Origin of the sequence: Cognatishimia activa (genome assembly GCF_017798205.1) — a bacterium.
Taxonomy (GTDB): Bacteria; Pseudomonadota; Alphaproteobacteria; order Rhodobacterales; family Rhodobacteraceae; genus Cognatishimia; species Cognatishimia activa_A.
Map to the genome: position 1 here is coordinate 2,767,439 of NZ_CP060010.1, position 18,161 is coordinate 2,785,599.

Genomic DNA, 18,161 nt, shown 5'->3' on the forward strand with positions numbered 1-18,161 from the left:
TTACGCCGCAGCTTGCGCCTCTGGATAGATATACGGTTTGAACACCGCCAGACCGAGGCGACGATAGGTTTGAAGGAAGGTCTCTTCCGGACCTTCGCGCAGCTCAAGATAGGCCATCACGATGCGCTCGACCGCAGGTACGATCTCGTCATAGGCAAAGCCCGGGCCCACGCGGCCACCGACTTCAGCGGTGTTTGTGGCATCTCCACCCAGCGTGATCTGGTAGTTCTCCACGCCCGCGCGGTCCAGACCAAGGATGCCGATGTGGCCCACGTGGTGGTGACCACAGGCGTTGATGCAGCCCGAGATCTTGATTTGCAGGTGACCGATGTCATGCTCGAGTTTCAGCTCCTCAAAGCGCGAGGAAATACCCTGCGCCACAGGAATCGAGCGCGCGGTTGCCAGCGCACAATAGTCCATGCCGGGGCAGGCGATGATGTCAGAGATCAGGCCGATGTTTGCGGTATGCAGATCATGCGCCTTCAGTTCTTCGTAAACCGCTGGCAGATCGGCTTTATGCACGTTTGGCAGGATCACGTTCTGCTCATGGGAAATGCGCAGCTCGTCATGGCCGTATTTGCGGGCGATATCCGCCATTGCACGCATCTGAGCAGCCGTCGCGTCGCCCGGGGTCTCGCCGTGTTTCTTCAGCGAGATCGTCACGATCGCGTAATCCGCTTGCTTGTGCGCGGTCAGGTTGGTGTCTGCCCAGCTGCGGAACATCGCGTCGTCACCATAGGCCGCGTCATAGGCATCCGTTGGCACGTTGCGATAGGCCGGTGCTGCGAAATGGGTTTTGATCTCGTTAAAGAGGTCAACGTCAAAGCCTTGGAACGTCGGGCGGATCGCTTTGTAGCGTTCTTCCACGCGTTCGCGGATCTCTTCGATGCCATGCTCATGCACGGTAATCTTGATACGCGCTTTGTATTTGTTGTCGCGGCGACCCAAGAGGTTCCACACAGAGACAGTCGCCTCAAGATAGGACAAGAGGTCCTCTTGACTGACCCAGTCTTTCAGAACTTTGCCGATCATCGGCGTCCGGCCAAGACCACCGCCCACGATGATCTGATAGCCCAGCTCGCCTGCGTCATTGTTCACAAGGTAAACACCGATGTCATGCGCCTTAACCACCGCACGGTCGTTTTCACGCGCGCCAGAGACGGCGATTTTGAACTTGCGGGGCAGGGCCTGGAATTCAGGGTGATCGGTGGACCACTGACGGATCAGCTCGGCCACGGGACGAGGATCTGCGATCTCATCTGCTGCCGCGCCTGCGAAATGGTCAGCGGTCACGTTGCGGATCGTATTGCCCGAGGTTTGGATCGCATGCATGCTGACTTCGCCCAGAGCGTCCAGCATATCAGGGACATCTTTCAGCTTTGGCCAGTTGTATTGGATGTTCTGACGAGTGGTGAAGTGGCCGTAACCCTTGTCCCACTTTTCCGCCAGCAGCGCCAAAGTATCCATCTGCGCGCCGTTCAGCGTGCCATATGGGATCGCAACGCGCAGCATGTAAGCGTGCAGCTGCAGATAGAGGCCGTTCATCAAACGCAGCGGACGGAATTCCTCTTCGGTCAGAGAGCCATCGATGCGGCGTTCTACCTGCGCGCGGAACTGTTTGTTGCGCTCGGCCAGGAAGGCTTTGTCAAAGTCGTTATACTGATACATCTCTTACGCCTCTGCCTGCTTGCCATGGAAATAGTTCGACGGGCCGGTGCGGCGGAACTCTTCACGGAAATGGGTGGGTTCAGGACGACCGTCTGTGCCCGCTTTGGCATCGGCCAGATAGGCGCCAACGGTGACGTCTTTTTGCTGTTGCGCTTCGATCAGGCGCAGATCGGCATCTGCTTCGTCCGTCAACAAAGCGGCCTCGGCCAGATTGCGCGTCCAAGCGCCGGCGTCTGTCATATAGATGACATCGCCTTCGAGCAGGTGGTTGGCCGTGATGACCTTTGGGGTAAAGGCGCGTGGCATGGTGAGCGAGCTCCTGAGTACTTTTGATCGAGGCGGCGCGGTATTCCGATTTATTTCCCCTCTCAGAAGGGCATTTGGAACGGTCGTCTCTTTTCATGTTTACTTTGGAGCTAATATAGGAAATATTCCCGTCCGGTCGCTAGATGGCGATGCAAATAGAAATGTTCGTTCCGTTTAGCGAGGGGTTGGCGAACAGCGTTCCGGTTTGAAGGGGAAAATAGAATGGCGTCTGGTATAGACGATATGGATCGGAAAATCCTTGATACCTTGCAAGAGGATGCCTCGCAGTCTTTGGACGAAATTGCACGGCGTGTGGGGTCCTCTAAGACCCCGGTCTGGAACCGAATTCGCAAGCTGCGTGAGTCGGGGATCATCAAGCAAAACACGGTGATTCTGGATGCAGAGGCGCTTGGGTTTGAGGCTTGTTTCTTTGTTCTGATTCGCACGTCAGAGCACGAGGCCGCTTGGCAGGCAAAATTCCTGCAAGCGCTGCAGGACCGTCCCGAAGTTCAGGAAGCGCACCGTCTGGCGGGGGATATCGATTATATCCTGAAAGTCCGCGTCGCGAATGCGCGTGCCTATGACACCTTCTATCAGGCGCTGATTTCCGAGGTGCGGGTGCACAATGTGACCGCGCTTTTGTCGATGGAAGAGATCAAGTCGACCGCCCGCCTGCCGCTGTAACTCTTTAGTCCCTGCGGTCCTTCATCGTGTCACCATGAGCTCTTGCAGCCCATGGAAGTGATATACGTTGGCGTATTGTGGCTGTTGCGTCAGCGCGAGGTTTGGGCAGCGTTCAAAAAGGACCGGTAAGGCGATCTTTAGCTCAAGCCGAGCCAAAGGGGCACCGACGCAGAAATGCAGCCCCGCGCCAAAGGCCGTATTGGTTTTGATCGGACGGGATGGGTCGAATGTTTCGGGGTTTTCCCAGACGGCTGGATCTCTGTTGGCTGCTCCCAGCAGCAACGCGATCTGGTCGCCGCGGTTGAAGGTCTGACCTGCGACCTCGATGTCCTCATAGGCATAGCGCGTGAACATATGCAGCGGCGGATCAAAGCGGATGAGTTCCTCGACGGTGGCGTCGATTTTGTCCTCTGCAAGGAAGCCGTGATCGGTGTCATGTTCCAGCAAGCACTTGATCGCATTGCCAAATGTATGAACCGTCGCCTCATGCCCTGCGTTCAACAGCAGGATACAGGTTGTGATGAGTTCGTCGGTCGACAGCTTTTCGCCGTCTTCTTCGGCGGCGATCAGTTCCGTCAGCAGATCATCCCCGGGCGTTGCGCGTTTTTCGTCCACATAGGAGCGGATGAACTCAGCAAACTCGGTTGAGGCTTGTGCGGCGGCCAATTCGGTTTCATGCGTGCGGCTGGCCATATACATAGACACCATCGCGTTGGACCATTTCAGCAACTGATCCGCCATGGATTCAGGCACGCCCAGCAGGCGGCAGATGATCACCACGGGAATACGGGTTGCGAAAGCGGGCAAGAGATCAAACTCACCCTCGGGAAACTGATCGATCAGCTGATGCGTCAGCTCCGTGATGTCAGGTGCCAACGTCTTGATACGCCGAGAGGTAAAGGCGCGCATCACCAGACCCCGCAGGCGTGTGTGGCGCGGAGGCTCCAGTTCCAGCATCGAATGGGATTCGATTTTGTAAAACGGCACCGTATGAGGAGCGGGTTCTGTCGCCAGTTCTGCAGGGACTTCGCGGCCGAACCTGCGGTCCTTAAGAACCGCACTCACCTCTGCATGAGAAAACGCCGCCAGCATGTCGTATTCATTCCAGAAATGTAGCGGCGCTTTCGCGCGTTTATCTGCATAAAATCCGTAGGGGTTCTGGACGAACTTCGGCTCTGTCGGAGACTGGCTGACGGCGGTCATAGGATTCAGGCTGCGTCCAAAGCCGCGATGATTGCGGTGAAATCGCTGGCCTTAAGGCTTGCGCCGCCTACGAGGGCACCGTCGACATTTGAGGTCGCAAAGATCTCTGCCGCGTTGCTGGGTTTGACCGAGCCACCGTAGAGCACGCGCATGCCGCTGCCTTCAGCGCCAAAGCGTGTTTCCAGCTCAGCGCGGATGAAATCATGGACCTCCGCGATTTGCTCGAGCGTTGGGATTTTGCCCGTGCCGATGGCCCAGATCGGCTCATACGCGATGACCGTATTGGCCGCTGTCGCCCCATCAGGCAAAGAGCCAGCGAGTTGGGTTTTGATCACGTCCAGAGTCGTGCCGCCTTCGCGTTCCTCAAGACTTTCGCCAAGGCAGACCACCGCGACCAGATGAGCACCCCAAGCCGCTTCGGTCTTGGCCGCCACATCCGCGTCGCTTTCGCCATGATCTGCCCGGCGTTCGGAGTGTCCCAAGATCACATGGCTCGCGCCTGCATCCTTGAGCATTTCGGCCGAGACATCACCTGTGTGCGCGCCAGAAGTGTTCGCATGGCAATCCTGACCGCCAATCGCAACAGAGCCAGCCTCAGGAACTGCGCGCGTGATCAACGTCGCAGGCGGGCAGATCAAAACGTCGGTCTGAGTGGTCGCCGCAGCAGCAATACCGCCCAATTCGGGCAGGCTCACGCCCAGACCATTCATTTTCCAATTCCCGGCGGCCAGTTTGCGACGCATCTGCAGATCTCCTCAAATATCGTTGCGCGTGTTTTCAACCCTAGACCGGTGAGGGTCAAGGGTTGGCGCTAACGTATTTTGCTGGAACGGCAGAGAAGGGGGCTACATGCCCTCAAACTTGATCGATTCACCACAGCCGCAGGCCTCGGTGACATTCGGGTTGTTGAATTTAAAGCTCGCTTCCAAAAGCGAGACCTCATAGTCGATCTGCGTGCCAAAGAGAAACATCTGCGCCATCGGCGCGATCATCACGCGGGCACCGTCCTGTTCAACGACCTCATCCAATGGATCCTGCGTGTCCACATAATCCATCGTGTATTCCATACCCGCGCAGCCGCCTTTCTTGACGCCAATGCGCAGCCCCTGATGCCCCTCGCGGTCCATCAGTTTCACGATCTGCTTTGCTGCGGCCGGGGTGAGTGTCACCGCCTGTTTGCCTGGAATGCCGAACATGATGTTCTCCTTTGCCCCTTATTTAGGGTGCCCCGAGCAGGAAGCCAAGGGGTGGAAGCTGTAATAGAATAACATGAATTGCGAGGGTCACAAGAATGGCCCAGCCAAAGGATGCAAGCGTGCCGATGATGACATATTCCGAGCGTCGGCGGTTGGTGATCTCATCGCCATCGCGCGTGGCTTCAAAGCGCAGGACAGACTTTGCCGCCACCAGAAACCCGATGCCGATAGGATTGCCCGAAAGGATCAAGATATAGATCAATCCACGTTCTAGGAGGCCGATCATCTGGCCGCCGCCAGGCAGGGAATCCTTTGAAAATTCAGAGCCATAGGGAGCCATGAGAATTCCTATCGCAAAGCCTCCAGCTCGCGTGACGTAGATCGCGCCGCTGAGGAGCAGAAGAAAATGAGAGACCCAGTTCGGGGCAGAGCTCCAGAGGCCATCTGCCCAGAGGGTTGGGGCGAGGCCTGCGACGGTTGTCAGAGTGATGAGATGGGCGAGCTGGTCTGTGAGGTGGCTCGTGATTGTGGTTTTAGTACGTGCTTTGATCGCATCCGTTGTGATGTGGAGCGTCGCAAGAATGAAGATCGGGGCGGCGATGGATCCGGTGAAAAGGACCGCAAGGGCTAGGACAACAGCGCCATGGTAGGCGAGATGGGCAAATTCGTGTTTGTTCTCGGCGGTGCGTTTGGATTGAAACACGTAGTCGGCAAAGACATGGGCCGCGAGGAGAGCGGTGAGGGTTTCAATCATGGTCGTTCTCGAGGCTGTCAAGTGCGGTCTCTACATAGAAAAATCCGGCGCTTTCAAGAGATTTAGAAACGGCCTGGCGCGAAATGCCTAGTTCGTCTCCGACTTGGGAGTATGTCGTGTTCTCATTCATTAAGAAATGATAGACGGCGCTAGCTTGTGCTTTGGTCCATCTATTTACAATCTGATCAGCGAGGCTAGAAATTGCGATGGTTTGATCATCGTTGAAAATTGCCATCCGTCGTCCGTGTTTTGCCTCTCGTTTAATCAATTCCAAAAAACGACCAGAGTAAGTGAAAACTGGTTCAGTGTATGTATTGAGATCTTGCTGCTCTGTGAACTCTACATCGCCGTCAAGAAGCGACATGTAGGTATCGAATTCGCCAGCGATAGCCTTCAATCCCGCCCGAAACACCAAAGCACTCCGCAACGCAAACTTCGGCTCTCGTAGAACAACCTGCCAGCCATCCCCACGGTGCCGCGTAAAGAGCAGGCTCCCGCCGTGCCAAGCCTCCAGATCCTTCGCGACCTCTTGCAGGCGCTCAAAGGCGATCTCCACCTTTTCAGCGCCCAGCGCGGTGGAGTTGACCAGATCTCCGGTCAGTACCGTAACTATTTGTGTGTTTTCAGTCATTGCGCATCCAAAATAGGTTGCGAAATACAAAATGCAACCAAAAAAGGTTGCAACATGTAGTTCGCAACCTAAAAAGGTTGCATGCAAAACGGCCCAGCGTTTCCACTGGGCCGCGTTACGTTGTACTTTGTGAAAATTACTTACCCATGCAGTTCGCGTAATAGGTCACCGTCGCTGGCCAGTCAGAGAAGATGCCTTCGATACCAACGTCTTGCGCCAAGACATCCAGCAGTTCCATATACATCGCGTCGTTGTTGGTGACCTCTTTGATGGTCTGGAAGTACCAGCCGCCACCGTTCGCCAGAGGGCCTGAACGCTCAAGCGTCCAAGTGATCAGCTTGAGGCCTGCCGCTTTGGCTTCTTTGGTGTAGACGGAAGGCACGATCTTGCCGTCTTCGACCGCGACCAGCATCCACATTGGAGGCGCGATGTAGTTCACGCCTTCTGCGTGCAGCTCTGCGAAATCATGAGGGAAGGTTGAGGCATCATTCAGGTTGAACCCTTCTATGTTGTAGGACGCATCCAGAAAGACAGCCTGTTTGCCGAATTCTGGCTCTGCTTTGATCCAGTAGAGCACGTCATCGAGGTTAAAGGACTGTGCCCAGACGTCAGAGGCCGGGATTCCGGCGGCTTTGTATTCGTCGATCAGCGCTTGGGCGTAGTCTTCTTGGCTGTAGCCGTCAAAGGGCATCTCAACGGATGGGGACTTCAGTTCTGGGGTAAATTTCGCGCCAAGGTCTTTGAAGAGCTGGATGGACTCAGCGTGGGTCATCAGGGTGCCGGTGGTGGCGTAAAGATCGGTGCGCCAGTTCGCGGTGCCGTCCATATATTCGGCAACCGTTTCACCCATTTTGTTGGCCGCATCCATCTTGCCGTTCAGAGTTTGATACTCGGCCAGCGTGATATCAGAGGTGCGGCATTCCGCTTTGGCCGCTTCGCCATTCTTCGCGCCTTCAAATGGCGTGGTGCATTTGGATGCCAGATCGGTCGCAAGGATATTGGTGGTGGTGTGTAGGTCGTTTTGCGCGTGGCGGCAGACCAGTTTCTTGTCCTTGGTGAAGGTCACGTCGCATTCCAGAATGCCTGCGCCCATACGCGCGGCGGCGACGTTGGATTCAATGGTATGTTCTGGGAACAGCAAAGGCGCGCCGCGGTGGCCGATTGAGAAGTCGGATTTTTTAAATTCCATTGACGCGCAGCTTTGTAGCTTTGTTTTCAATGGGCTATCGGCCATGCGGTCGATCAGGAAATAGGGGCGCGGGCCCAGTTCGACATCAGCAGCTGTCGCGGAAACGGGCAGGGCAACGCCTGCCGCAAGGATAAGAGAACGCAGCATCAAGTAACTCCAAAATTGTGCTGCGATCTGGATCTCAGCGGCGTGTGACCGCCGCGTGAGAAATTTGTTAAATCTTCATTTAGGATTTATGGCAATGAGGCGTCACCGAGGTAACACCTACATGAAGCCGAGCTCGAGCCGCGCTTCGTCGCTCATCATATCCATGCCCCAAGGCGGCTCCCAGACGAGGTCAACGTCGACCGTGCGGATGCCGTTGACGCCCATGATGGCCTCTTGCACCCAGCCCGGCATTTCGCCCGCCACTGGACAGCCCGGGGCGGTCAGGGTCATGACGACTTTGGCGTCGTTTTCGGCGTTCAAGTCGATCGTATAGATCAGGCCGAGGTCATAGATATTGACTGGAATTTCCGGGTCAAACACGCTGCGGCAAGCCTCGACACAGAGGTCGTGCAGCGGGTGATCGACGCTGGACGGTTGGATCAGGGGCACGCCTTCCATAGGATGAGACGGATCGCTCATGGGATGTCCTTCATAATTCTTGACTGTTGATATAGGGAAAGAGGATCGGGGCGTCCAGAGGGGTCGATGCTTTGTCGCAGCCCGAGGGACTTGAGTATTTTTGGCAAGATGAAGCGGGCTTTGGTTGCAAAGCGTGCGTTTTCGAGCCTAAGAGGCGCAAAAAAGGGTAAATGAGATGACCGCGCGTTTTGAATTTGAACTGAAGGCGACAGATGGCAAGGCTCGGACCGGGGTGATTTCGACGCCCCGTGGCGAGATCCGCACACCTGCCTTTATGCCGGTTGGAACGGCGGCGACGGTCAAGGCGATGATGCCTGAGTCGGTGCGCGCGACCGGCGCGGATATTCTACTGGGCAATACATATCATTTGATGTTGCGCCCCACGGCGGAACGGATTGATCGTCTGGGCGGTTTGCACAAGTTCATGAACTGGGACCGCCCGATCCTGACGGATTCCGGTGGGTTTCAGGTGATGAGCCTTGCGGGGTTGCGCAAACTCACTGAGGAGGGCGTGACCTTTAAGAGCCATATTGATGGGTCCAAGCATAAGTTGACACCTGAACGGTCGATGGAGATTCAGCGGCTGTTGGGCTCGGATATTGTCATGTGTTTTGATGAATGCCCTGCGCTGCCGGCGGATCGGGACCGGATTGCTGAGTCCATGCGCCTGTCGATGCGGTGGGCGGAACGCAGCAAGGTGGCTTTTGGGAATCGTCCGGGGCATGCGCTCTTTGGGATTATGCAGGGCGGGCTGGAACAGGATTTCCGTGAGGAAAGTGCCAAGGCGCTGCGCGAGATTGGCTTTGACGGCTATGCGATTGGCGGTCTGGCTGTGGGCGAGGGGCAAGAAGCGATGTTTGACTGCCTGGACTATGCACCAGACATGCTGCCCGTGGACAAGCCGCGCTATTTGATGGGTGTGGGCAAGCCCGATGACATCGTGGGCGCTGTGAAGCGTGGCGTGGATATGATGGATTGCGTCTTGCCAAGCCGCTCGGGACGCACGGGGCAAGCGTTTACGCGCCGGGGTGTCGTGAATATCAAAAACGCGCGTCATGCAGATGATCCGCGACCGCTCGATGAGAGCTGCAGCTGTCCCGCCTGCAGCAATTATTCCCGCGCCTATCTGCATCATGTGTTCCGCAGCAATGAAATGATATCTGGCATGCTGCTGACATGGCACAATCTGCAGTATTTTCAGGACATCATGGGCGAAATGCGGGTTGCGATTGCAGAGGGTCGGTTTGAGGCCTGGGAAGACCAGTTTCACGCGATGCGGGCGATGGGGGATATTGATCCGCTTTAACCAGCCCTTAAGCAAAAATGCACGCAAGCTTAAATCTGGGTAAAATAGCGCGGATCTGCTCTTGTGGTCCCCGAGCCATGACGGCATTCTGATGCAAATCGCGGCATATGTGGGTTGAAACCTCGTCCCAGCCGCACCACGTTGTTAATCCGTTGAGGAGATGACAAGTGCTGCCGCCAAGCGGGGCCAGGTCATCTTGCCAAGAACAAGGAACGATTATGCAAGAGCCACTCAATTCCTCCTATCCGGTCCTGCCGCTGCGCGACATCGTTGTGTTTCCACATATGATCGTGCCGCTGTTTGTTGGCCGTGATAAGTCGGTCCGCGCGCTTGAAGAAGTGATGCAGGACGACAAGCAAATTCTGCTCTCAAGCCAGATTGATCCAGCCGATGATGATCCAAATACCGATGGCATCTATCGCACCGGCGTGCTGGCGAATGTGCTGCAGCTGCTCAAGCTGCCTGATGGCACAGTGAAAGTGCTGGTCGAGGGCCAAGCCCGCGTCACCATCACCGATTTCATTGAAAACGATGTGTTTTTTGAGGCCTCTGCCGAGTATCTACACGAAGAAGACGGCGATCTGGCCACGATCGAGGCGCTGCTGCGCTCGGTTGGCGACGAATTCGAACGGTACGCCAAAGTTAAGAAAAACATCCCCGAAGAAGCGCTGAGCGCGGTTGCCGAGGCGCATGAACCTGCGCGTCTGGCGGATCTTGTGTCTGGCCATTTGGGTGTTGAAGTCGACCAGAAGCAGGACCTTCTGGAAACCCTGTCTGTCTCTGAGCGGCTGGAAAAGGTCTTTGGCCTGATGCAGGGCGAAATGTCCGTGCTGCAGGTGGAGAAAAAGATCAAAACCCGCGTGAAGTCTCAGATGGAGAAGACCCAGCGCGAGTATTATCTGAATGAGCAGATGAAAGCCATTCAGAAGGAACTCGGCGACGGCGAAGAGGGCGCGTCCGAGATCCAGGAACTCGAAGAAAAGATCGCGGGCGTTAAGCTTTCTAAAGAGGCCAAGGAAAAGGCGGATGCCGAGCTGAAGAAGCTCAAGAACATGTCGCCCATGTCTGCCGAGGCCACTGTGGTGCGCAATTATCTGGATTGGATGCTGTCCATTCCATGGGGCACTAAGTCGCGCGTTAAGAAAGATCTGAATCGTGCCCAGAACGTGCTGGATGACGATCACTTTGGTCTGGAGAAGGTCAAAGAGCGGATCGTGGAATATCTGGCGGTTCAGCAGCGCTCGAAGAAACTGAAAGGCCCGATCCTGTGTTTGGTTGGCCCTCCGGGTGTTGGTAAGACCTCGCTGGGTAAATCCGTTGCGAAAGCAACCGGGCGCGAATTTATCCGGATTTCTCTGGGTGGAGTGCGCGATGAAAGCGAAATTCGCGGTCACCGTCGGACCTATATCGGCTCGATGCCCGGCAAGATCATTCAGGCGCTGAAAAAGGCGAAAACCACGAACCCGCTGATCCTTTTGGACGAGATCGACAAGATGGGTCAGGACTTCCGTGGCGACCCTGCATCAGCGATGCTTGAGGTGCTGGATCCTGAACAAAACTCTACTTTTGTGGATCACTATCTGGAGGTCGAATATGACCTCTCAAACGTGATGTTCCTGACCACCTCGAACAGCTACAACATGCCTGGTCCACTGCTGGATCGGATGGAGATCATCCCTCTGGCAGGCTATACCGAGGACGAAAAGGCAGAGATCGCGCATCGTCACCTGATCCCGAAACAGGTGAAAAATCATGGGCTTAAAGAGGGTGAGTTCACTCTGGAGCCTGAGGCCCTGCAAGAGATCATCCGCACCTACACCCGCGAGGCGGGCGTGCGGAGCCTTGAGCGCGAGATCGGTAAACTGGCGCGGAAAGCTGTGACCAAGATCGTGCGCAAGGCTGAGGATTCTGTCACCGTGACTGCCGACAACCTTGATGACTTCTTGGGTGTGAAAAAATTCCGCTATGGCTTGGCGGAACAGCACGACCAAGTCGGTGTTGTCACCGGTCTCGCGTGGACCTCGGTGGGCGGCGACCTGCTCCATATCGAAGCGCTGAAACTACCCGGTAAGGGTCGTATGAAGACCACCGGTAAGCTTGGCGATGTGATGAAAGAGTCCATCGACGCGGCGTCCTCTTATGTGCGCTCGATTGCGCCTGAGATCGGTGTGAAACCACCTCAGTTCGAGAAATGGGACATTCACGTGCACGTGCCCGATGGCGCGACGCCAAAAGACGGCCCGTCCGCAGGTCTGGCGATGGTGACGTCGATTGTGTCGGTGTTGACCGGTATTCCGGTGCGCAAGGACATTGCGATGACCGGCGAGGTGTCTTTGCGCGGGAATGCGATGCCAATCGGCGGTCTCAAAGAGAAACTTCTCGCAGCACTGCGGGGCGGCATCAAAACCGTGCTGATCCCGCAGGAAAACGAAAAGGATCTCGCAGATATTCCGGATAACGTTAAGGAAGGTCTTAACATCATTCCGGTAACGCATGTGTCTGAGGTGCTGAAACAGGCGCTCGTTGAGGTGCCTGAGTCCATCGAATGGGATGAGGCCGCCGAAGAAGCCGCTGCTGCGGCGCTTAAGACGGCGGAGCCAGGTTCGGGCGCTGTCGCGCACTAATCGGATCTAAGAAATGAAAAAGGCGCGTCCGGTTGGGCGCGCCTTTTTCTTTGAAGTACAAAACTTAAAGCGGTAGCGGTGCGGTTGTCCCATTTCCACCTAGTGCAGCGCCGATCACCGACAGTATGAAGATCAGGACAAGGATGCCTTCGCCAGCAGAGCTTGCAGCGGCAGCGTTGGCGATTTCAGAAGAGCTGACTCCGCCATTTTGGGCCCACGCAGGCAGCGCCGAAAACGCAACGATCATCGCAGTTGTTATTGTTAGTTTTTTCATGGTTCCTCCCCAGGTTAACCGGCCATTAACCTCGCAATGGAACATACGGACTGTCAAGTTATAGGAAAAATTGAATATATTAGTGTGACATTGTTTTTTTTTGCCACGCAGTTTCAACGAGATACTAGGGCTTTCGCATTGACCCCACCTCGTTAAAGCCGCAGGTTTGTCTCATGAGTTTTTCTAGTAAGATTACGCGCCTCCCGCGCGCTTTCTCTCCGGACATAGCGCAAGAGATCGAAACTCTGGCACCTTTCGCCAAAGGAGAGACCCGCGAGCTGTTGGAAGGTGCAATTGGCAGCAGCCCGTATTTGCATGCTTTGGTGGCGAAAGAAGCTGAATGGCTAGAGGGGGCGCTTGAGACCCCCGAGTCCTCGTTGGATGCGCTCTATGCGGCCTTACCAACCCAAGACACAAAAGCGCTACCTGATGCGTTGCGCCAAGCCAAACGCCGCGTGGCTCTGTTGACGGCACTTGCGGATCTTGGCGGGGTTTGGCCCTTGTTGACTGTCACGCAGGCGCTCAGTGATTTCGCGGATCTTGCATCAGATGTGGCCGTTAAGGCGATGATTTCGCAGGAAATACAGCGCGGCAAGCTGCCAGGTGCAACAGAGGATGACGTCGCCAGCGCTGCAGGGCTTGTCTGTCTGGCCATGGGCAAAATGGGCGCCGGAGAGCTGAACTACAGCTCAGACATCGACCTGATCTGCCTTTTTGACGAAACCCGATACGACCGAGACGACTATCTGACCGCGCGCAGCGCATTGGTGCGGGCGACCCGCAAAGCGATGGCCATGCTGAGCGATCTGACCGGTGAGGGCTATGTGTTTCGCACGGATCTCAGGCTTAGACCTGATCCGGCAGTCACGCCTGTGTGCCTCTCGATGGAGGCTGCAGAGCGCTATTACGAAAGCCTCGGACGGACTTGGGAGCGGGCGGCCTATATCAAGGCACGACCGGCCGCCGGAGATATCGCGGCAGGGCAAAAGTTTCTTGATACCTTAACCCCCTTTGTCTGGCGCAAGCATCTCGACTTTGCCGCCATTCAAGACGCCCATGACATGCGCCTCAGGATCCGTGAGCACAAAGGGTTCGGCCGCCATTGGGAGCCCGAGGGTCACAACATCAAATTGGGGCGCGGGGGGATCCGCGAGATCGAATTCTTTACCCAAACTCGGCAATTGATTGCTGGCGGTCGGGATCCAAGTTTGCGTCTGCGCGGGACCTTGCCAGCTTTGGCAGCTTTGGCCGACCGCGACTGGATCCCCAGGGACGTCGCTGAACGCCTGAGCGACCACTATGTCGCGCACCGAGACCTCGAACATCGTATTCAGATGGTGCATGACGCGCAAACTCATGACATCCCGCGTACCGAAGAGGGGCTGGCGCGTGTGGCCTGTCTTTTGGGGATTTCCGTGGATGCGTTGAAAGCCGATGTGAAGCAGCGCGTAGAAGAAGTACACACGCTTACGGAAGGCTTCTTTGCGCCTGACGCGTCCTCGGTGGTGCCCGATGCGCAGAAAGACCGTTTTGACCCCGCAATTATAGCCCGTTGGCGCAGCTATCCAGCCTTTCGAACCGAACGAGCTGCGGCGATCTTTGAACGTTTAAAACCAGAGCTTCTAAGCCGCTTGGATCGTGCCGCGAAGCCTGACGAAGCGCTCGTGTCTTTGGACGGGTTTCTCGAGGGTCTCCCAGCAGGTGTGCAGCTCTTTTCCCTGTTTGATAGCAACCCGCAACTCCTTGATCTTTTGTCAGATATTGTTGGAACAGCGCCTGCACTCGCTCGGTATTTATCACGCAACGCGTCGGTTTTTGATGCAGTTATTGGTGGTGCGTTTTTCGCAGACTGGCCCGGGGCGACCGCTTTGACCAAAGAGGTGTCAGACCAGCTTGCGCGCGAGGATGACTACGAACGCAAACTGGATACTGCGCGGCGTTGGACGAAGGAATGGCATTTTCGAATTGGCGTGCACCACCTAAGGGGGCTGGTTTCGGCTGAAACAGCGGGTAAGCAATATGCGGATTTGGCCAGCGCCGTGTTGCGCGGGATCTGGCCAGAGGTCACGGCCAAGTTTGCGGAAAAACACGGGCCCCAGCCCGGGCGCGGAGCGATGATCCTGGGCATGGGCTCGCTTGGGGCGGGACGGTTGCATGCGACGTCGGATCTGGATCTGATCGCGATTTACGACGCAGACGGTGTGGACTATTCCGAGGGCCGCAAGCCCTTGGCCGCGCGTACATACTACGCACGTCTGACGCAGGCTCTTGTGACCGCTTTGACTGCGCCAATGTCTGAGGGGCGTCTTTATGAGGTGGATATGCGCCTCAGGCCCTCGGGCACGCAAGGGCCGGTCGCCACGTCAGTTCAGTCGTTCAAATCTTACCAGCAAGAGCAGGCCTGGACGTGGGAGCATCTGGCTTTGACACGGGCAAGGCCGGTTGCAGGCAATCCGGATATACAACAAGAGATCGAGGATTTTCGCATAGACCTGTTGGCGCGACCCTCTGACGCTCATGCGGTCAAATCCGATGTGGCCGATATGCGTGCGCGGATTGCAGAGGCGAAATCACCGGCAGGGCTCTATGACGCCAAAATCGGGGCCGGGCGGTTGCAGGATATCGAGCTGACGGCTCAGACGGCAGCGCTTCTTGCGGGCAGTCCCGATCGCACTGTGGCGACTGCTTTGAACGCAGGTGTCGCGATTGGCTGGCTGGATGCCGCTGAATGTGCAGCGCTGACAGAGGCTTATGATGTCTGTTGGCGAATACAAACCGCTGGCAAGCTTCTAAGTGAAAAGCCGCTTGATCCAGATGCAATTGGGGCTGGCGGTCGTAGTTTTCTGGCTCGGGAGATGGGATGCGATGACATCACCTCGGTGGAAAACCTCCTTTCGCGCAGCACATCTGGCGCGGCTGAGGTCATCGAAACGCTCCTTGGGGCGCATGAAAGGAAGGCAAATGATGGTGGATGATCCGCGCGGGCTGATCCTTGAGTCCTATCGTATTGAAGGCATCACAGAGGGCCAATGCCGTTCGATCTTTCTGGATTGGGCGCTTGGGATCCAATTGGGCGAGGATATGGTCGCCAAAATCCGGTCTTTGCTGGATCACTATGGGCCGGACAATCCTGACCATCCGATGACCGCTGTTTTGCGTGAAGGGCTGGCCAAGGGCCAAGAGCCCAAGCGCCGGGGTGGGCGTTCGGCGCGCGTGCCAAGCTAAAGCGGCTTTTCACGGACCAAGTGCTGGGGTAGGAGGGCGACATGACTGATCTGCCTATCCTACGCCTGAAACCAAAAGCCAATGCCCGCGCGCTGCGCCACGGCTTTCCCTGGGTCTATGCCAACGAAGCTGTTACAGACCGCCGCACCAAGAACCTTACACCGGGGTCTCTGGCGGTGCTCGAGGATGGTGAGCGGCGTGTTTTGGGGCTGGCGACTGTTAATCCCAACAGCAAGATCATAGGACGCGTGCTGGATCGTGATCCTGAGGCTGTGATCGACAAGGCGTGGTTTGCAGCGCGGATTTCCAAGGCATTGGACATGCGAGACCGGCTTTATGATGCGCCGTTTTACCGGTTGGTCCATGCAGAGGCAGACGGCTTTCCGGGGTTGGTGATTGATCGCTTTGGCGACGCTTGCGTTGTGCAACCCAATGCGGCCTGGCTTGAAAGCCGCTTGGATATCTTGGCGGAAGTTCTGGCTGAGGTCGTTGGAGTTTCCAACGTCTTGAAGAACGCCTCCGGACGCGCGCGGTCTTTGGAAGGCTTGGATGACGTAAACGCGGTTCTGATAGGCGCGGCCCCAGATGCGCCTGTACCGGTACTGATGAACGGCGCGACCTATATGGCGGATCTGACGGGCGGGCAGAAAACCGGCCTGTTCTTTGACCAACGTCCCAACCACGCCTTTGCTGCGTCCTTGTCCAAGGACGCGCGGGTTTTGGATGTGTTTTCCCATGTCGGAGGCTTTGCGCTCGCGGCTCTGGCTGGCGGAGCAGCGCATGCGACGTCGGTGGATGGTTCTGCTGCGGCGCTTGCGCTGGCCTCAGACGGGGCCGCCCAGACCGGGGTTGCGGATCGGTTCACGACCCGTCAGGGCGATGCCTTTGAGCAACTCGAAGCCTTGTCCGCCGAGGGTGCGCAATTTGATGTGGTGATCTGTGATCCGCCGGCCTTTGCGCCGTCTAAACCTGCTCTGGAAAAAGGGCTGCGTGCCTATGAACGTGTTGCGCGGCTGGCAGCACCTCTGGTTGCCGAGGGCGGCTATTTGGGGCTGTGTTCCTGTTCGCATGCGGCGGAGCTGTCACTCTTCCGAAATGCCTCCGCGCGGGGCATCGGACGAGCAGGGCGTCGTGGCCAGATCATTCACACAGGCTTTGCTGGCCCCGACCATCCGCTCATGCCGCAATTGGCGGAAAGCGGATATCTCAAGTCCGTGTTCTTCCGCCTATGAAGCTCTTGCTCGACACCTGCGTGATCTACCCGACGGTGATGCGGGAGATGCTCTTGGGTGTCGCGAAAACAGGTGCTTTCACGCCGCTTTGGTCTGCGCGCATCCTAGAAGAATGGGCGCGGGCGGCGCGCAAGATCGGGCCTAACGGAGAAACGCAGGCGCGGGCGGAAATCGCCTTGGCGAAGGCCGCCTGGCCGAGGGCCGAGGTCACCTGGAGGCCCTCGCTTGAGGCGCGTTTGTATCTACCCGATGCGGCGGATATTCATGTATTGGCCGCGGCGATTGATGGATCAGCTGACGCCATTATCACGCTGAATGCAAAAGATTTTCCGAGGAATATTCTTGGGGAAGAAGGGCTTGAACGTCGCGATCCTGATAGCCTCTTGCATGAGATTTGGACGCAATCGCCAGAGGCGGTTTCCGAGGTTGCTGATCGTGTCCTTGCCGAGGCTAACCGCCTGTCTGGGGAAAGCTGGACGATCCGTCCGCTGTTGAAAAAAGCACGCCTGCCAAGGCTCGCCAAAGCGCTCGCCTAGGCAACGCCCCACTTCTGCTCAAGCTTCTCAATCGCAGCAATCCGCTCGACCGTTTTCGGGTGGCTCAACAACCACGCCGGTGCAGCCCCAGCGCGTGCTCCTGTGATTTTTTCCAGCTTGTGAAAGAGGGATTTTTGCGGCTCGGTTCCAATGCCTGCCTTAGTTAGCAAAGCGGCCGCGTATTCGTCTGCTTCGTACTCGTCATTGCGCGACAAGCGCGCTGCCAGAGCAGTCGTCAGCATATTCGCGATCCACGCGCCGACCCAGGGGATAAAGCGGCTTAACACCATCGCCAACGCCGTGCGCAAAGCATTCTGACCCGAGAAATCAATCATCCGACGCCGTGAATGGCCCAGCGCAACATGGCCCAGCTCATGGGCGATCACAGAGGCCAGCTCTTCGCGCGTGACATCGCCATCGAGGTAGCGTTTGTAAAAGCCGCGCGTGATAAAGATGCGCCCATCTGGGGCCGCCAATCCGTTGATTGGTTCGATCTCATAGATATGCACTTTGATGCGCGGCAAATCCAAGGCCGAGGCCATCTTGTCGATCAGCTGTTTCAGCTGAGGATCAACCAGTTCCGTAGATTTCTCGTCCAACTCACGCGAGGTGCGCCAGGCCGAGAAGCGAAACATTGCAAAGCCATAGACCAGCGCCAGTAGGATCGGGGCAAATTTCAACATGCCTCAGATATGGGCGCGGAAAG

Annotated in this window: 18 protein-coding genes; 7 read left to right on the forward strand and 11 right to left on the reverse strand. The window is 56.6% G+C overall.

All coding sequences use genetic code 11. The annotated features are described in order from the left end of the window. On the reverse strand, positions 1-1,668 hold the full coding sequence (locus HZ995_RS13625) for a nitrite/sulfite reductase (protein ID WP_209356209.1): 1,668 nt from the start codon (positions 1,666-1,668) through the stop codon (positions 1-3). Between the two features lie 3 nt (positions 1,669-1,671). Beyond that, entirely contained in the window at positions 1,672-1,974 is a 303-nt protein-coding gene (locus HZ995_RS13630; RefSeq protein ID WP_209356210.1) for a DUF2849 domain-containing protein, read from the reverse strand. Between the two features lie 222 nt (positions 1,975-2,196). Between HZ995_RS13630 and HZ995_RS13635 the strand changes: the two genes are divergently transcribed. Continuing rightward, positions 2,197-2,658: an Lrp/AsnC family transcriptional regulator gene (locus HZ995_RS13635; RefSeq protein WP_209356211.1), complete on the forward strand. Its 462-nt coding sequence runs from the start codon at positions 2,197-2,199 to the stop codon at positions 2,656-2,658. A gap of 21 nt (positions 2,659-2,679) precedes the next feature. On the opposite strand, the gene HZ995_RS13640 is transcribed toward HZ995_RS13635, so the two are convergent. From HZ995_RS13640 to HZ995_RS13670, 7 genes are all read right to left on the reverse strand, one after another. Next, a complete protein-coding gene (locus HZ995_RS13640; RefSeq protein ID WP_209356212.1) occupies positions 2,680-3,861 on the reverse strand; it encodes a cytochrome P450 in 1,182 nt (393 codons plus the stop codon). A 5-nt stretch (positions 3,862-3,866) separates the two neighbouring features. After that, a complete protein-coding gene (tpiA, locus tag HZ995_RS13645; protein WP_209356213.1) occupies positions 3,867-4,604 on the reverse strand; it encodes a triose-phosphate isomerase in 738 nt (245 codons plus the stop codon). 102 nt (positions 4,605-4,706) lie between these two features. Next, positions 4,707-5,057, reverse strand: coding sequence for a HesB/IscA family protein (locus HZ995_RS13650; protein ID WP_209356214.1), 351 nt, complete (start codon positions 5,055-5,057; stop codon positions 4,707-4,709). Positions 5,058-5,079: 22 nt separating this feature from the next. Then, entirely contained in the window at positions 5,080-5,811 is a 732-nt protein-coding gene (locus tag HZ995_RS13655) for a DUF3307 domain-containing protein (RefSeq protein WP_209356215.1), read from the reverse strand. Further along, on the reverse strand, positions 5,804-6,442 hold the full coding sequence (locus tag HZ995_RS13660; RefSeq protein ID WP_209356216.1) for a hypothetical protein: 639 nt from the start codon (positions 6,440-6,442) through the stop codon (positions 5,804-5,806). Before HZ995_RS13660 ends, HZ995_RS13655 begins: the two co-directional genes overlap by 8 nt. Before the next feature lie 136 nt (positions 6,443-6,578). Beyond that, entirely contained in the window at positions 6,579-7,778 is a 1,200-nt protein-coding gene (locus HZ995_RS13665; RefSeq protein ID WP_209356217.1) for a glycerophosphodiester phosphodiesterase family protein, read from the reverse strand. A 117-nt stretch (positions 7,779-7,895) separates the two neighbouring features. Then, positions 7,896-8,258 carry an SUF system Fe-S cluster assembly protein gene (locus HZ995_RS13670; RefSeq protein ID WP_209356218.1) on the reverse strand — a complete coding sequence of 121 codons (363 nt, stop codon included), beginning with the start codon at positions 8,256-8,258 and terminating at the stop codon, positions 7,896-7,898. A 175-nt stretch (positions 8,259-8,433) separates the two neighbouring features. On the opposite strand from HZ995_RS13670, the gene tgt reads away from it, so the two are divergent. Both tgt and lon read left to right on the forward strand, forming a co-directional pair. After that, on the forward strand, positions 8,434-9,564 hold the full coding sequence (gene tgt / locus HZ995_RS13675) for a tRNA guanosine(34) transglycosylase Tgt (RefSeq protein WP_209356219.1): 1,131 nt from the start codon (positions 8,434-8,436) through the stop codon (positions 9,562-9,564). A gap of 218 nt (positions 9,565-9,782) precedes the next feature. Continuing rightward, complete coding sequence (gene lon / locus HZ995_RS13680; protein ID WP_209356220.1) at positions 9,783-12,188, forward strand: endopeptidase La; 2,406 nt, start codon at positions 9,783-9,785, stop codon at positions 12,186-12,188. A 64-nt stretch (positions 12,189-12,252) separates the two neighbouring features. Here lon and HZ995_RS13685 read toward each other — a convergent pair whose 3' ends face one another. Next, a complete protein-coding gene (locus HZ995_RS13685; RefSeq protein WP_209356221.1) occupies positions 12,253-12,462 on the reverse strand; it encodes a hypothetical protein in 210 nt (69 codons plus the stop codon). A 173-nt stretch (positions 12,463-12,635) separates the two neighbouring features. On the opposite strand from HZ995_RS13685, the gene HZ995_RS13690 reads away from it, so the two are divergent. From HZ995_RS13690 to HZ995_RS13705, 4 genes are read left to right on the forward strand one after another with little or no spacing between them, the layout of a single operon-like run. After that, complete coding sequence (locus tag HZ995_RS13690) at positions 12,636-15,437, forward strand: glutamine-synthetase adenylyltransferase (RefSeq protein ID WP_209356222.1); 2,802 nt, start codon at positions 12,636-12,638, stop codon at positions 15,435-15,437. Beyond that, on the forward strand, positions 15,409-15,687 hold the full coding sequence (locus tag HZ995_RS13695; RefSeq protein WP_245168675.1) for a hypothetical protein: 279 nt from the start codon (positions 15,409-15,411) through the stop codon (positions 15,685-15,687). Before HZ995_RS13690 ends, HZ995_RS13695 begins: the two co-directional genes overlap by 29 nt. A gap of 41 nt (positions 15,688-15,728) precedes the next feature. Continuing rightward, positions 15,729-16,919: an RSP_2647 family RNA methyltransferase gene (locus HZ995_RS13700; protein WP_209356223.1), complete on the forward strand. Its 1,191-nt coding sequence runs from the start codon at positions 15,729-15,731 to the stop codon at positions 16,917-16,919. Next, on the forward strand, positions 16,916-17,455 hold the full coding sequence (locus tag HZ995_RS13705; RefSeq protein ID WP_209356224.1) for an RSP_2648 family PIN domain-containing protein: 540 nt from the start codon (positions 16,916-16,918) through the stop codon (positions 17,453-17,455). The genes HZ995_RS13700 and HZ995_RS13705 overlap by 4 nt, the downstream gene beginning before the upstream one ends. Here HZ995_RS13705 and HZ995_RS13710 read toward each other — a convergent pair. Next, the gene (locus HZ995_RS13710; RefSeq protein WP_209356225.1) at positions 17,452-18,138 is read right to left on the reverse strand and encodes a M48 family metallopeptidase; all 687 of its coding nucleotides are present in this window, start codon (positions 18,136-18,138) and stop codon (positions 17,452-17,454) included. The genes HZ995_RS13705 and HZ995_RS13710 overlap by 4 nt on opposite strands. Positions 18,139-18,161: the final 23 nt, after the last annotated feature.

Coding starts and splice junctions, on each gene's coding strand:
- HZ995_RS13625 (WP_209356209.1), bottom strand. CDS start 1,668: ATGTATCAGTATAACGACTTTGACAAAGCCTTCCTGGCCGAGCGCAAC.
- HZ995_RS13630 (WP_209356210.1), bottom strand. CDS start 1,974: ATGCCACGCGCCTTTACCCCAAAGGTCATCACGGCCAACCACCTGCTC.
- HZ995_RS13635 (WP_209356211.1), top strand. CDS start 2,197: ATGGCGTCTGGTATAGACGATATGGATCGGAAAATCCTTGATACCTTG.
- HZ995_RS13640 (WP_209356212.1), bottom strand. CDS start 3,861: ATGACCGCCGTCAGCCAGTCTCCGACAGAGCCGAAGTTCGTCCAGAAC.
- tpiA (WP_209356213.1), bottom strand. CDS start 4,604: ATGCGTCGCAAACTGGCCGCCGGGAATTGGAAAATGAATGGTCTGGGC.
- HZ995_RS13650 (WP_209356214.1), bottom strand. CDS start 5,057: ATGTTCGGCATTCCAGGCAAACAGGCGGTGACACTCACCCCGGCCGCA.
- HZ995_RS13655 (WP_209356215.1), bottom strand. CDS start 5,811: ATGATTGAAACCCTCACCGCTCTCCTCGCGGCCCATGTCTTTGCCGAC.
- HZ995_RS13660 (WP_209356216.1), bottom strand. CDS start 6,442: ATGACTGAAAACACACAAATAGTTACGGTACTGACCGGAGATCTGGTC.
- HZ995_RS13665 (WP_209356217.1), bottom strand. CDS start 7,778: ATGCTGCGTTCTCTTATCCTTGCGGCAGGCGTTGCCCTGCCCGTTTCC.
- HZ995_RS13670 (WP_209356218.1), bottom strand. CDS start 8,258: ATGAGCGATCCGTCTCATCCTATGGAAGGCGTGCCCCTGATCCAACCG.
- tgt (WP_209356219.1), top strand. CDS start 8,434: ATGACCGCGCGTTTTGAATTTGAACTGAAGGCGACAGATGGCAAGGCT.
- lon (WP_209356220.1), top strand. CDS start 9,783: ATGCAAGAGCCACTCAATTCCTCCTATCCGGTCCTGCCGCTGCGCGAC.
- HZ995_RS13685 (WP_209356221.1), bottom strand. CDS start 12,462: ATGAAAAAACTAACAATAACAACTGCGATGATCGTTGCGTTTTCGGCG.
- HZ995_RS13690 (WP_209356222.1), top strand. CDS start 12,636: ATGAGTTTTTCTAGTAAGATTACGCGCCTCCCGCGCGCTTTCTCTCCG.
- HZ995_RS13695 (WP_245168675.1), top strand. CDS start 15,409: ATGAAAGGAAGGCAAATGATGGTGGATGATCCGCGCGGGCTGATCCTT.
- HZ995_RS13700 (WP_209356223.1), top strand. CDS start 15,729: ATGACTGATCTGCCTATCCTACGCCTGAAACCAAAAGCCAATGCCCGC.
- HZ995_RS13705 (WP_209356224.1), top strand. CDS start 16,916: ATGAAGCTCTTGCTCGACACCTGCGTGATCTACCCGACGGTGATGCGG.
- HZ995_RS13710 (WP_209356225.1), bottom strand. CDS start 18,138: ATGTTGAAATTTGCCCCGATCCTACTGGCGCTGGTCTATGGCTTTGCA.